Genomic DNA, 12,919 nt, shown 5'->3' with positions numbered 1-12,919 from the left:
CCTCGAACAGATGGCCACCGTCATCGGCCAATTATGGGTTATTTGAGATCAGCTCGCATGACAAGGGCGTTCGCAGTGCCGCCGGCATAGTAGTTAGCGCGATGGCCGACCTCCCGGAAACCGAGGTGCCGGTAGAGAGCGAGTGCTGGGCCATTTCCCTCATCCACCTCGAGAAACAACGAAGCGACGCGCATGAAATAGAGACGGCGGATCGTCTCGTCCATCAACAGTCGGCCGATGCCGCGACCGCGTCGCGTCGGCGCGACGGCGACGGTCAAGATTTCCGCCTCGTCGGCGGCGGCGCGTACCATGACGAAACCAACAGGTCGGCGAGTAAACGGTGTTCGTCCTTCCCGAGCCACGATCGTCGTCACCGTCGGATCGGCGATCATTGCCTCCATTTCAGTGGCCGGCCATCCGTGTCGGAAGGCACGGGCGTGAAGGGCGGCGAGATCGTCGGCGTCGGCGATGCGTCCAGGCTCGCAGACTGGCCGTGGAGGGGCGAAGAGGCGTGTCAGATCACAAAGCTTCATGGCGTCGGGGCTTGTGCGAGAAGTCCGGCTACGGGTGGCTGTGGTTTGGCGTCGGGCGCCCTGAGATAGAGCGGACGGGGCAATGCGCTCGCTGGATCGGCGAGGCTGCCCAGCCGGGCAAGTGCCAGGGGGTCGGTGGCCGTCATGACGTCGACCGGTGGTACTCTCCGGCCGGAGAGGACGGCCTGATGGGCGAGAATCGCCGCGCCTGAGCCGGCGAGGACGGTGGCGCGGTTGCCGATGCGGGTGAGCACGGTTTCCGCGTCGGCGGCAAACGGCGCCTCCAGCACGTCCCCCTTCGGTCCATAGAGGGCGGCGTAGACCTCGCCGCGTCGAGCATCGATGGCAGAAAGTATCGGCCCATCCGCGGGTTCGTCGAGCGAAGCCGCGATGAGACAAAGGGCGTCGATGCCGACGACGGGAATTCCCAGTGCGAGTCCGAGGCCGCGCGCCGCTGCTACGGCAATGCGGATGCCGGTGAAGCTGCCAGGGCCGACATTCACTGCGATGCGCGCGACGCGTTCGATCTCGATATCCGCCGCCGCGAACACCTCGTCGATCAGCGGGAACAGCCGTTCGGCATGGCCGCGGGAAATTGATTCCGAGCGCGCAATCGCCTGACCCTCGCCTGCAAGGGCGATGGCGATCCGGTCATTGGCGGTGTCGAGCGCAAGCGTCAGCATTGGCCCCCTTTATCCCGACCGGTGACCGCTGTCGAGAACCCAGGCCGCGCCGTCCACTCTTGGCAAGCTGCAGAGCTTTCAGGACTTGCGCCGCCGGGCCGGCGCGGCCAGATTAGCCAAGACGGAAGGGAGTTTTGGCATTGTGGCGATGACTGGTGGACAGGGAGGCTTGCGGGAGCTCGACGCGCGGTCGCGAGATATTTTTCGCCGCATCGTCGAGGCCTATCTCGACACGGGCGATCCCGTGGGCAGCCGCAACATAGCGCGCCTGCTTGCCGCGCCGCTTTCGCCGGCCTCGGTGCGCAATGTCATGTCCGATCTGGAGGCGGCGGGCCTTCTTTATGCACCGCACACGTCGGCTGGAAGATTGCCGACCGACCTCGGTCTGCGCTTCTTCGTCGATGCCATGCTGGAGATCGGCGATCTCGCCGAGGGGGATCGGTCAGCGATCGAGGGACGCCTCAAGGCGTCGGGTACCGGCAAGAGCGTCGAAGATGTCCTGACGGAAGCCTCGCAGACGCTGTCCGGACTGACGCGCGGCGCCGGCGTGGTTCTGACGCAGAAGGCCGACCCGCGCCTCCGCCACATTGAATTCGTCCGCATCGAACCGACGCGCGGCATCGTCGTGCTGGTTGGCGATAACGGAACGGTGGAGAATCGGCTGATCGACCTGCCGCCAGACCTGCCGGCATCGGCTCTGCAGGAGGCGGCTGCCTATCTTAACGCCCATATCCGTGGCCGAACTCTCAACGAGACGCGCACGGAAATCGAGCGTCAGCGCGCCGCCCGTAAGCTCGAGCTGGATACCTTGACCGCTCGCCTTGTCGACGCCGGACTGGCGTCCTGGTCAGAGGCTGCAGGCGGCCGGCCGCAGTCTCTGATCGTGCGTGGCCGTGCCAACCTTCTTGATGACGTGCGGGCCGCCGAGGACCTCGAGCGCATCCGGGCCCTTTTCGATGAGCTTGAGAGTTCCCAGGATTTGATCGAGCTTTTGGGTCTTGCAGATGCCGGCGAGGGAGTGCGCATCTTCATCGGCTCTGAAAACAAGCTATTTGGCCTATCCGGGTCGTCGCTGGTGGTATCCCCTTACCGAGATGCGGAGGCGCGGGTGATCGGCGTCGTCGGCGTCATCGGCCCGACCCGGCTCAATTACGCTCGCGTTGTGCCCATGGTTGACTACACGGCCCGCATCGTTGGCCGCATCCTTGGCTGACACAGGTAATGAAACAGCGGCGAAGGGTTGATTTTCGCTCCCGAAACCATCAAATCCGGGGCACGTTTGGCGGCGGTCGCCGCCACCGAGAGAATATGAGGACAAGATGGCAGACGAGACAGCACAGACTCCCGAACCGACCATTCCCGAACTTGATCCAGTGGTTGACCAGGGACTTCAGCGTATCGCCGCCCTCGAGAAGGAGGCGAGCGATCTCAAGGATCAACTGCTTCGTACCCTCGCCGACATGGAGAACCTCCGCCGCCGCACCGAGCGTGAGATTGCCGATGCCCGCACTTATGCGGTGACCAATTTCGCGCGCGACATCGTCGGCGCCGCCGATAACCTGACCCGAGCGGTCGCCGCCGTCGACGCCGAGGCGCGAGCCAACGGTGGTGAAGCGCTGATCTCGCTGGTCGAGGGCGTCGAACTGACCGAGCGCGAGCTGGTGAAGGCGCTTGAGAAGCACGGCGTCAGCCGCGTCGATCCGGCAGGCGAGAAGTTTGATCCCAACTTCCATCAGGCGATGTTCGAAGTGCCAGATCAGAGCGTGCCGAGCGGCACGGTGGTGCAGGTGATGCAGGTCGGCTTCAAGATCGGCGAGCGCGTCCTGCGGCCAGCGCTCGTTGGCGTTGGTCGGGGCGGCCCGAAGGCGGCGCCGGCCGAAGAGGCTGCCCAGCCGGAAACGCCACCCGAAAGTGGCCACCGGGTCGACAAGACGGTGTAGGCGGGGAGACCGCCGAAAAAAAGGGCGTCCCAAGTGGTCGCCCTTTTTCATTTCTTAAGACTATTTCCGCCAACAACGCGCCCCCTACGCGATTTCACGTAAATGGGACTGGAGTTCGCACCTATTCGCGTTTAGCGTCGAAGGTAGGCCCCAGGAGGGGATAGTCGCCCTCGGGCGGCAATGTCGGAACGGCCCCGCCAAAGGCGGGGGACATTGCCGGCCCGGCGGCAGACGCGTCAAGCGCGCGACGTTGCCTCAAAAGCCGCTGTTCAATCGTCCATTTTCAGCGCTGCGATGAAGGCTTCCTGCGGAATCTCCACCTTGCCGAACTGGCGAAGGCGCTTCTTGCCTTCCTTCTGCTTGTCCAAGAGCTTGCGTTTGCGCGTCACGTCGCCGCCGTAGCACTTGGCAAGCACATCCTTGCGGAGCGCCCGAATGGTCTCGCGAGCGATGATCTTGCCGCCGATCGCCGCCTGGATCGGGATCTGGAACATGTGCTGCGGAATGAGGTCCTTCAGCTTTTCGCACATCGCCCGGCCCCGACGATCCGCCTGGCTGCGGTGGACGAGCACGGAAAGCGCGTCGACCGGCTCGGCGTTGACGAGGATTTGCATCCGGACGAGGTCGCCCTCGCGATATTCGCTGAGGTGGTAGTCGAACGAGGCATAGCCTTTGGAGATCGACTTCAGCCGGTCGTAAAAATCGAACACCACCTCGTTGAGCGGCAGATCGTATTGCACGATGGCGCGGCTGCCGACGTAGGAGAGGTCGACCTGCAGGCCGCGTCGATCCTGGCAGAGCTTCAGAATGGCGCCGAGATAGTCGTCCGGCGTCATGATCGAGGCGCGAATCCATGGCTCGGCGATCTCGACGATGCGCGTCACCTCCGGCATGTCGGCAGGGTTGTGCAGCTCGATATCCGTGCCGTCGGTAAGGCGCATCTTGTAGATGACTGATGGCGCCGTGGCGATCAGGTCGAGGTTGAACTCGCGCTCGAGCCGCTCTTGGATGATTTCGAGATGCAGGAGGCCGAGGAAGCCGCAGCGGAAGCCGAAGCCGAGGGCGGCCGAGGTTTCCATCTCGAAGGAGAAGCTGGCGTCGTTGAGGCGCAGCTTGCCGACGGCGGCGCGCAAGTCTTCGAAGTTGGCCGCATCGACCGGGAACAGGCCGCAGAACACCACCGGCTGTGCCGGGCGGAAGCCGGGCAACGGTTCGGCGGTCTGCCGCCGCTCGTCGGTGATCGTGTCGCCGACGGCGGTATCGGCCACCTCTTTGATCGAAGCGGTGATGACGCCGATTTCGCCGGCCTCCAGCCTGTCGCAGAGTGCGAGCTTCGGCGTCATGTAGCCGACGCGCTCTACTTCGTAGACGGCACCGGCGCGCATCATCCGCACTTTCATGCCCTTCTGGAGCACGCCGTCGATGATGCGAACCAGCACGATGACGCCGAGGTAGGCGTCATACCAGCTATCCACCAGCAGCGCTTTCAGCGGCGCGTCCGGATCGCCCTTGGGCGGTGGCAGGCGTTGGACGATCGCCTCCAGCACGCCTTCGATATTGAGACCAGTCTTGGCCGAGATCTCCACGGCATTCGAAGCGTCGAGCCCGATCACGTCCTCGATCTGGCTTTTGACGCGCTCGGGCTCGGCGGCCGGCAAGTCAACCTTGTTGAGGATCGGCACGATCTCATGGTTGTTGTCGATTGCCTGATAGACGTTGGCGAGCGTTTGCGCCTCGACGCCCTGGCTGGCGTCCACGACGAGCAGCGACCCTTCGCAGGCGGCGAGCGAGCGACTGACCTCGTAGGCGAAGTCGACGTGGCCTGGCGTGTCCATCAGATTGAGCGTGTAGGTCTCGCCATCCTTCGCCTTATAGGCGAGGCGGACGGTCTGCGCCTTGATGGTGATGCCGCGCTCGCGCTCGATATCCATCGAATCGAGGATCTGTTCCTTCATGTCGCGCTGGGCGACGGTGCCCGTCGTCTGGATCAGGCGGTCGGCGAGCGTCGACTTACCGTGATCGATGTGGGCGATGATGGCGAAGTTGCGGATATGGGAGAGCAGCTGTGTCGTCATGGGCGGCTAATACCACTCCCCTGGGCCACCGCCAAGCACCCGCCATCTCCCGAACGCAAGGTTTTCCGCCTCCCGGCGGTAATGATGGTGACCCGCCGGCATATGTCATTACCGCGATAAGTGTTTTTAGGAGCGGTGTACGCTGTCGCGTTCGTTTATCAATGAGAAGCGGATCGAGTTTCGAGATGCAAGCGTCGCCTGGAGACGGGGACGAATATCAGGAAGGGCGGGGGAATACGTGGACATCCATTTGCCAAACAAGTTCGCTGCCCTGTCGCTAGCCGTCACAGATGTTACGCTTTCCGCAGATGACGACCTTGCGCCGACGGCCGTCGCCGCGCTGATCTCCGCCGCCAACAATCCCCCAGCGAGCATTGGCGAGATAGCCGCTATCGTCGGCCTCACCCATTCGGCGACCGTCCGCCTCATTGATCGGCTGGAGACGGATGGCCTGCTGCATCGGCGCCGCCGGGTTGGCCGCGAGGTGCTGGTCGAAATTACGCCGGCTGGCCGGCGACGGGCGGACGGGCTTCAGGACCGCCGTCTCGCCGTAAGCAGCGGCTTTCTGGCCAGTCTCTCAGCCGAGGAGCAAGTTCTGCTGGACCGGCTTGTTGACCGGATGATGCGTGACCACACGGCGCGTGGATATGATCGCCGCCGTCTTTGCCGAATGTGCGCTCGGACTCAGTGCAATTGCTGTTTTGAGGCAGCCTGCCCGGCAGATCGAGAGACGTCCGCGACCGAATCGGTTACGCGTGAAGAGGCCTGATTGACCGTTTCACGCCTTGCGGTAGGTCCACACGCGGGCTGGTGGCAGATTGCGGACGATCCAACCACTGACGTCGAGCGTCCAATTCCCGGCGTCGGCGGGAACCGGCGGTACCAGCGCGTAGGAAAACTGAATGAATGGCCGACCGGGTTCCAGCACGGCCATAGCCTGCTCGATGAGATGCCTGCGGCGAAGCGGCGGCTGGGTAAACAGCGGCAATGACGACACGACGGCGGCCACCTTGGTGATGCCGGCATATCTCAGCGTGTCGGCAAACTCATAAGCATCGCCAACCGTCACGCGGAGGCCTGGAAAGCGGCCACGGATGTGCTCGGCGAAGTCGGGATTATACTCCACGGCGAGGAGACGCTCTGGAGCGACACCGCGCTTGAGAAGCGCGGCGGTAACCGCTCCGGTGCCCGGCCCCAGTTCGACCACTGTTCCTTCCCAAGCGAGATCCACCGGCGCCGCCATGGCGCGGGCAAGCCAGCGTCCCGACGGACTTACCGCGCCGGTGGTGAGCGGCTTCGTCGCCCAGGTCTTCAGAAATTTCAGCTCTTCCGAACAGTGGTAGCGCACGCGACGCGCCTCGGTCATCGCCTCATCCCGCAGTCGGTGCACGAACATCCCAATCTCCACTTCGACAGCAAAACCGTCTGGCGCGCACTTTTCCGCGCCCTGTCGAGATTTTGGCGGCGGCGGCTCAACTGCCTAGATTATCGAAGAAATCGCGAACGCGCGCGAAGAAACCGGCAGATTCGGGATTATTCTCCCCCGACGATTCGCGCTCGAACTCCTCGAGGAGCTCGCGCTGCCGCCGCGTCAGGCGTTGCGGCGTCTCAACCATGACGTTGATGTACATGTCGCCAACGTCACGGGATCGCAGAACGGGCATTCCCTTCGATTTCAGACGGAACTGCTTACCGGTTTGCGTACCCTCTGGCACGCGCACCTTGGTCTTGCTGCCATCGATCGTTGGTACCTCGAATTCTCCGCCGAGTGTTGCCGTTGTCATGGAGATCGGCACACGGCAGTGGAGATCGGCGCCATCACGCTGGAAGAAGGCGTGCGGCCGGAGCGAAATGAAGATGTAGAGATCGCCGGGCGGTCCCCCCTGAGGCCGGCCTCCCCCTCGCCGGAGAGACGAATACGCGTGCCATCCTCAATGCCAGCGGGAACGTTCACCGAGAGCGTCCGCTCCTGCGTGGTGCGTCCAGTCCCCGAGCAGGCATCGCACGGGCTGGCAATGGTCTCGCCACGGCCCTGGCAGGTGGGGCAGGTCCGCTCGATGGTGAAGAAGCCCTGGCTCGCCCTGACCTTGCCTATGCCGCCACAGGTGCGGCAAGTCTGTGGGCTGGTACCTGGTTTGGCGCCGGTGCCTGAACACTTGACGCAGGTAATCGACGTGGGAACGTGGATCTCGACGGTCTTGCCGGCGAAAGCCTCTTCCAAAGTGATATCGAGATTGTAGCGAAGGTCGGCACCGCGCTCGCGGCCGTTGGGTCGGCTACGTCGGCCACCGCCCATGAACTCGCCGAAAATATCGTCAAAAATGTCGGCCATTGAGGAGCCAAAGCCGGCGTCCGCGCCGCGTCCGCCCATGCCATTCTCAAAAGCGGCGTGCCCGAAGCGGTCGTAGGCGGCCTTCTTTTGCGGGTCCTTTAGGACCTCGTAGGCCTCATTGGCTTCCTTGAAGCGGGCCTCGGCGGTGGCATCTCCCGGATTCTTGTCCGGATGCAGCTGCATGGCGAGCTTACGGAAGGCGCTTTTCAGCGTCTTCTCGTCGGCGTCGCGGGGAATGCCCAGCACGTCGTAATAGTCGCGTTTGGCCATCGTTTGTCCCGAGGTGCGCGGGAACGGACGGCGCCTTCCGTCCATTCTGAACAGGGAATGGCTCCCCGATTACTCAACCGGGGAGCCGGATGCGCAAGAAGCCCGGCCTTAGCCGTTCTTCTTGTCGTCCTTGACTTCCTCGAAGTCGGCGTCGAGGACATCGTCGCCCTCGGTGCTCGGCTTCTCCTCGGCGGCGCCCGGCTGCTGGGCGGCATACATCGCCTCGCCGAGCTTCATGGCCGCCTGGGCGAGGGCGGTGGTTTTGGCCTTGATATCCTCGGCGTCGTTGGAATCGATCACTGCCTTGAGGTCGACGATGGCGTTTTCGATAATCGACTTGTCGGAGGAAGAGACCTTGTCGCCATAGTCGGCCAGCGACTTCTCGGTCGAGTGGACCAGCGCTTCGGCGTGGTTCCTTGCCTCGACCGCCTCGCGGCGCGCCTTGTCGGCGGAGGCGTTGGCCTCGGCGTCCTTCACCATCTTGTCGATGTCAGAGTCCGAAAGGCCACCGGAGGCCTGGATGCGGATCTGCTGCTCCTTGCCGGTGCCCTTGTCCTTGGCTGACACCTGCACGATGCCGTTGGCGTCGATATCGAAGGTCACCTCGATCTGCGGTACGCCACGCGGCGCCGGCGGCAGGCCGACCAGGTCGAACTGACCGAGCATCTTGTTATCGGCCGCCATTTCACGCTCGCCCTGGAAGACGCGGATGGTCACCGCGCTCTGGCTGTCCTCGGCGGTCGAGAACACCTGGCTCTTCTTGGTGGGGATGGTGGTGTTGCGGTCGATAAGGCGTGTGAAGACACCGCCCAGCGTCTCGATGCCGAGCGACAGCGGCGTCACGTCGAGCAGCAGCACGTCCTTGACTTCACCAGCCAGAACACCGGCCTGAATGGCGGCGCCGATGGCGACCACCTCGTCCGGATTGACGCCCTTGTGCGGCTCGCGGCCAAAGAACTGCTTCACCGTCTCCTGGACCTTGGGCATGCGCGTCATGCCACCGACCAGCACCACCTCGTCGATCTGGCCAGCGCTGAGGCCGGCATCCTTCAGGGCCGCCTTGCAAGGCTCGACGGTCTTCTGGATGAGGTCATCGACCAGCGCTTCGAACTTGGCGCGGGTCAGCTTCAGCGTCAGGTGCTTGGGCCCCTTGGCGTCGGCGGTGATGAATGGCAGGTTGATCTCGGTCTGGGCTGACGAGGACAGCTCGATCTTGGCCTTTTCGGCGGCTTCCTTCAGGCGCTGCAGCGCCAGCTTGTCGCCGCGCAGGTCGATGCCCTGTTCCTTCTTGAACTCGTCGGCGAGATAGTTGACGAGCCGCATGTCGAAGTCTTCGCCACCGAGGAAGGTGTCGCCGTTGGTCGACTTAACTTCGAACACGCCGTCGCCGATCTCGAGGACCGAGATGTCGAAGGTGCCGCCGCCGAGGTCGTAGACGGCGATGGTCTTGGAATGCTCGGACTTGTCGAGGCCGTAGGCCAGCGCCGCAGCAGTCGGCTCGTTGATGATGCGCAGCACTTCCAGGCCGGCGATCTTGCCGGCGTCCTTGGTGGCCTGACGCTGAGCGTCATTGAAATAGGCGGGAACGGTGATGACGGCCTGCGTCACGCTCGTGCCGAGATAAGCCTCGGCCGTTTCCTTCATCTTGGCGAGCGTCATGGCCGAAATCTGCGAGGGCGAATACTTCTTGCCGTCGGCGTTCACCCAGGCGTCACCGTTGTCGCCCTTGACGATGGTATAGGGGACAAGGTCCTTGTCTTTGCCGACCATTGGGTCTTCGAACCGCCGACCGATCAGACGTTTCACCGCGAAGATGGTGTTCTCTGGATTGGTGACCGCCTGCCGCTTGGCCGGCTGGCCGACCAGACGCTCGCCACCGTCGGCGAAGGCGACGATCGACGGCGTGGTGCGCGCACCTTCCGAGTTCTCGATTACCTTGGCGTTCTTGCCATCCATGATGGCGACGCAGGAATTGGTCGTTCCGAGGTCGATGCCGATAACCTTGCCCATTTCGTCACTCCGTTCAGGCAGACCGTCCGAACCCCCTTGCGAGGCATTCGGCGTGACGCCGGATCCCCGGCCGGTCCCCGTTTTTCATGTTGAATGCTGACCGGGGAACTCCCCGAATTCGGCCGGTATATAGGTTGCCGGCGAAGGCGACGCAAGAAGCTGGAGGGGCTTGCAGAGCGGTTGCCGCGAGAAAAGGAGGCTTCTTCAGCGAGTCGGTCACTTGTCGTTGCTAGGCTGGGGGGCAGGGCACTGCGCCTTCTGTGCGAACCGGGGATGTGTATCCGTTTTGTCTATCGCGTAGAGAGCGGCAAAACCGGCATCGGCAATTTTGACCAGACCATCCGGCAGGTTCGAGCCGACATACATGTCCGGGAGATCCGCATTGACGACCAAAACATAATCGAAGCGTCGCCTCCAGTTCGCGAGGTAGGGTGTGAAAGGCAAATAAGAACTCCACAAGCTTTCGCAAAATAGAGCCCCCACGGACACAAGATTGCCCTCGGGCACGGAAATATCGCGGAAGCCGCCCATCACCATCAAAGGCTGCTTGCCGACAGCCGTGAATAGGGTGGGCACAAAGGCACCTGCGTCGGATGTTGCAAGCGTCGGCAAATGGCGGATGGTGTCCTGGCCCCAGAAGAAATAACGGCTGGCATGACGCCAGCCTGCCCATTGTTCGGGAAAATGGCCAACGGGAAGAACATTGCGGTGCGGCGGCAAGACGGCGAGGACGCGTTGCACGGCCGTGGCATCTTGGGCGCCTTGCCACCAAACCAGAGCAATGACGATGGTCCTGACAAAGACCGCTGCGGCTGCCCCCGCGATGAACCATCTGCGCGTAGGTCCGGTAGCATCTGGAAATGGGCGGATGGCGGCTGCGCCAGCGAGCAGAGTCATGATCGGAAAGCGCCAGCTTATCCAGCCGGTGCCCATCGCGTGGCGTGGCGCGACCATCGACAAAACGAGAAGAAAGGCAACCGAAACAAGGAGCCCGGCATGAAAGCGAATCTTCCGACGGCTACGCGCTTCTACGATGATAACGACAATCGGAACGAACAGGAAAACGTCCGCAGGCGTGAAATAGGATGTGATGGCACTGAGGAAATTTGAGAGCGCAAGAAGCGGTGTGTTCCAGTTAAAAACGTTGCCCTGATCATCACCCGGCAATCCGCTGGCACTGAGAACGAGACCGGCGATCGGGACAAGACCCGCCGCCGCGGCGAGGGTGATTCTCTTAGCTGAGGCTCGGAGGAGGCGGCGGTCGGTGAAATCGTGAAACTGTGCCGGCAACTCAAGACCTGCCGATAGCACCAGATAGAAGCCTGCGGCGAAGATGTGGTCGAGCGTCAGCAGGAAGCAGGCGACCATGCGCCAAAGGTTGATGAGGATGAGGCGATGCCGCCCGATCTGAAGATCAACGAGGGCAAACAGAAGAGCAAGACCGAGGCCAATCTGGAAGTTTATGAAGCCGCCGATCAGTGTGGTCGACCAGGCCAGGAATAGAATCGCTACGTGAAATGGATGCTCTCCGCCGAAGATGCGGCGGTTGAGAGCGATGGCGCCGATCGGAGGTAAGACAATAGCCAAGAAAAGAAGGGAGCGAGCCAACAGTTCCAGTCCAATCAGTGGACCGATCCAATAGGCCAGCAGATCTATTCCGATGTTGGTGCGGGCCCGGCTCCAATCAAGCGCATAGGCATCGTGAAAGAATGGCTGCTCGATGCCGCCTGAAATCAGGAAGATGCGCTCGAAATGGTTGGGGAAATCGAGAATCGGCGGAATACGAACGGCGACGACGAGCAATGCCGACGTCAAAACGAAAATCGCAACGTACAGTGCGGGGCGCAGGATAAAGGGAACGGATTCGCACAGCGCCCGAGTCGGGGCGTACCGATCATCAATCATGCATGGCAGTCCGAGCAATCGGCGCATTGGGGTCGGCTTCACCCACGAATGCCCGTTCCACAGCAGCTCGCCGCTCCGAGGGATGCATACTGGGGGTTAGCAGATCCAGCGGCCGGCTGACACCGCCGCGGCTGATGCAATCGACCATGAACATCGGCCGCTGCTTTGCCTCCTCCACGAGGCGGCTGAGATATTCGCCCATGATGCCCATGCCGATAAACTGGATCGAAAAGAATCCGGCAACTGTCGCCATTAGGCTGGACCAGCCGGCGACTGTATTGCCGGCAAACCATTGAATCAGCGTATAGACCACGAGAGCGACCGCAATCGCGGCGGAAATGAAGCCAACCCAAGTGGCGGCCCGCAGCGGCGCGGTTGAGAAGCTGGTGATCGCATCCAGAGCGAAGCGGACCATTTTGCGTAAGGGATATTTTGTTTCGCCGGCAAAGCGGGCGTCTCGCTCATAGGGCAGCGCCACTTGACGGCCGCCGACCCAGCTGACCATGCCGCGAATGAAGCGATCACGCTCCGGCATCGCGAGCAGAATATCGACGACCCGTCGGCTCATTAGCCGAAAGTCGCCAGTGTCACGTGGAATGGGCACGGAGGCCAGGCGGCCAAGAAGGCGATAGAATATGGCTGCGGTCACCAGCTTGAAACGTGTTTCGCCGGCCCGGCGGCTGCGTTGGCCATAGACGACGTCGGCGCCTCGATCCATGGTGGGCATCATCATGAGCAAAAGCTCGGGCGGGTCCTGGAGGTCGGCGTCGATCAACAACACGCGCTCACCCCGAGCAACCGAAAGGCCGGCAGTGGCTGCGATCTGATGCCCATGGTTGCGCATCAAGCGCACGCCAACGAGATTGGGCAGGTCTCGCGATCGGGCGGAAATGATGTCCCAAGTGGCATCGGTTGAGCCGTCGTCGACAGCGATAATCTCGAAATTCTGCCCGGCCACGGCTGTTGCCGCGAGCAGTGCGCGCCGTAGAAACTCATCGATTCCACTCTCCTCGTTGAAGCAGGGAACGACGATTGACAAAAGGGGCGAGACAAGGCGGTCGGTCATGATGGCCTGGAGGTCGAGCGCACGGGAATTTTTGTTTTAGCAGCGACTTCTCAATCGTTGATTAAGTATCCGCCGTTGAGCGGCGATACCGCCGGAAGAGCTGTG

Annotated in this window: 10 protein-coding genes and 1 pseudogene; 3 read left to right on the top strand and 8 right to left on the bottom strand. The window is 62.4% G+C overall.

Going from position 1 to position 12,919, the window contains the following annotated elements:
- Window positions 1-38 precede the first annotated feature (38 nt).
- Together rimI and tsaB are read right to left on the bottom strand one after the other, a co-directional pair.
- Window positions 39-533, bottom strand: a complete 495-nt coding sequence (gene rimI / locus AB6N07_RS00410) for a ribosomal protein S18-alanine N-acetyltransferase (RefSeq protein WP_370675862.1) — start codon at window positions 531-533, stop codon at window positions 39-41.
- Window positions 530-1,216 (bottom strand): tRNA (adenosine(37)-N6)-threonylcarbamoyltransferase complex dimerization subunit type 1 TsaB, encoded by a 687-nt coding sequence (gene tsaB / locus AB6N07_RS00405; RefSeq protein WP_370675861.1) that lies wholly within the window; start codon window positions 1,214-1,216, stop codon window positions 530-532. Before tsaB ends, rimI begins: the two co-directional genes overlap by 4 nt.
- A gap of 148 nt (window positions 1,217-1,364) precedes the next feature.
- Here tsaB and hrcA point away from each other — a divergent pair, with 148 nt between their 5' ends.
- Window positions 1,365-2,429: a heat-inducible transcriptional repressor HrcA gene (hrcA, locus tag AB6N07_RS00400; protein WP_370678327.1), complete on the top strand. Its 1,065-nt coding sequence runs from the start codon at window positions 1,365-1,367 to the stop codon at window positions 2,427-2,429.
- Window positions 2,430-2,535: 106 nt separating this feature from the next.
- On the top strand, window positions 2,536-3,156 hold the full coding sequence (gene grpE / locus AB6N07_RS00395) for a nucleotide exchange factor GrpE (protein ID WP_370675860.1): 621 nt from the start codon (window positions 2,536-2,538) through the stop codon (window positions 3,154-3,156).
- Window positions 3,157-3,425: 269 nt separating this feature from the next.
- Here grpE and lepA read toward each other — a convergent pair whose 3' ends face one another.
- A complete protein-coding gene (lepA, locus tag AB6N07_RS00390; protein WP_370675859.1) occupies window positions 3,426-5,231 on the bottom strand; it encodes a translation elongation factor 4 in 1,806 nt (601 codons plus the stop codon).
- Between the two features lie 238 nt (window positions 5,232-5,469).
- Between lepA and AB6N07_RS00385 the strand changes: the two genes are divergently transcribed.
- Window positions 5,470-6,000 (top strand): MarR family transcriptional regulator, encoded by a 531-nt coding sequence (locus tag AB6N07_RS00385; RefSeq protein ID WP_370675858.1) that lies wholly within the window; start codon window positions 5,470-5,472, stop codon window positions 5,998-6,000.
- Between the two features lie 9 nt (window positions 6,001-6,009).
- On the opposite strand, the gene AB6N07_RS00380 is transcribed toward AB6N07_RS00385, so the two are convergent.
- The 5 genes and pseudogenes from AB6N07_RS00380 to AB6N07_RS00360 all read right to left on the bottom strand — a co-directional run bounded on the left by AB6N07_RS00380 (window position 6,010) and on the right by AB6N07_RS00360 (window position 12,814).
- The gene (locus AB6N07_RS00380) at window positions 6,010-6,627 is read right to left on the bottom strand and encodes a class I SAM-dependent methyltransferase (protein ID WP_370675857.1); all 618 of its coding nucleotides are present in this window, start codon (window positions 6,625-6,627) and stop codon (window positions 6,010-6,012) included.
- A gap of 76 nt (window positions 6,628-6,703) precedes the next feature.
- Window positions 6,704-7,833: pseudogene (gene dnaJ / locus AB6N07_RS00375) on the bottom strand (molecular chaperone DnaJ).
- Window positions 7,834-7,941: 108 nt separating this feature from the next.
- Window positions 7,942-9,843, bottom strand: a complete 1,902-nt coding sequence (gene dnaK / locus AB6N07_RS00370) for a molecular chaperone DnaK (protein WP_370675856.1) — start codon at window positions 9,841-9,843, stop codon at window positions 7,942-7,944.
- Window positions 9,844-10,059: 216 nt separating this feature from the next.
- On the bottom strand, window positions 10,060-11,748 hold the full coding sequence (locus AB6N07_RS00365) for a hypothetical protein (protein ID WP_370675855.1): 1,689 nt from the start codon (window positions 11,746-11,748) through the stop codon (window positions 10,060-10,062).
- Complete coding sequence (locus AB6N07_RS00360) at window positions 11,741-12,814, bottom strand: glycosyltransferase family 2 protein (protein ID WP_370675854.1); 1,074 nt, start codon at window positions 12,812-12,814, stop codon at window positions 11,741-11,743. Before AB6N07_RS00360 ends, AB6N07_RS00365 begins: the two co-directional genes overlap by 8 nt.
- Window positions 12,815-12,919 lie beyond the last annotated feature (105 nt).

The sequence above is a fragment of the Pleomorphomonas sp. PLEO genome (genome assembly GCF_041320595.1).
Classification (GTDB): domain Bacteria; phylum Pseudomonadota; class Alphaproteobacteria; order Rhizobiales; family Pleomorphomonadaceae; genus Pleomorphomonas.
This window is presented reverse-complemented; position numbering and strand designations above follow the sequence as displayed.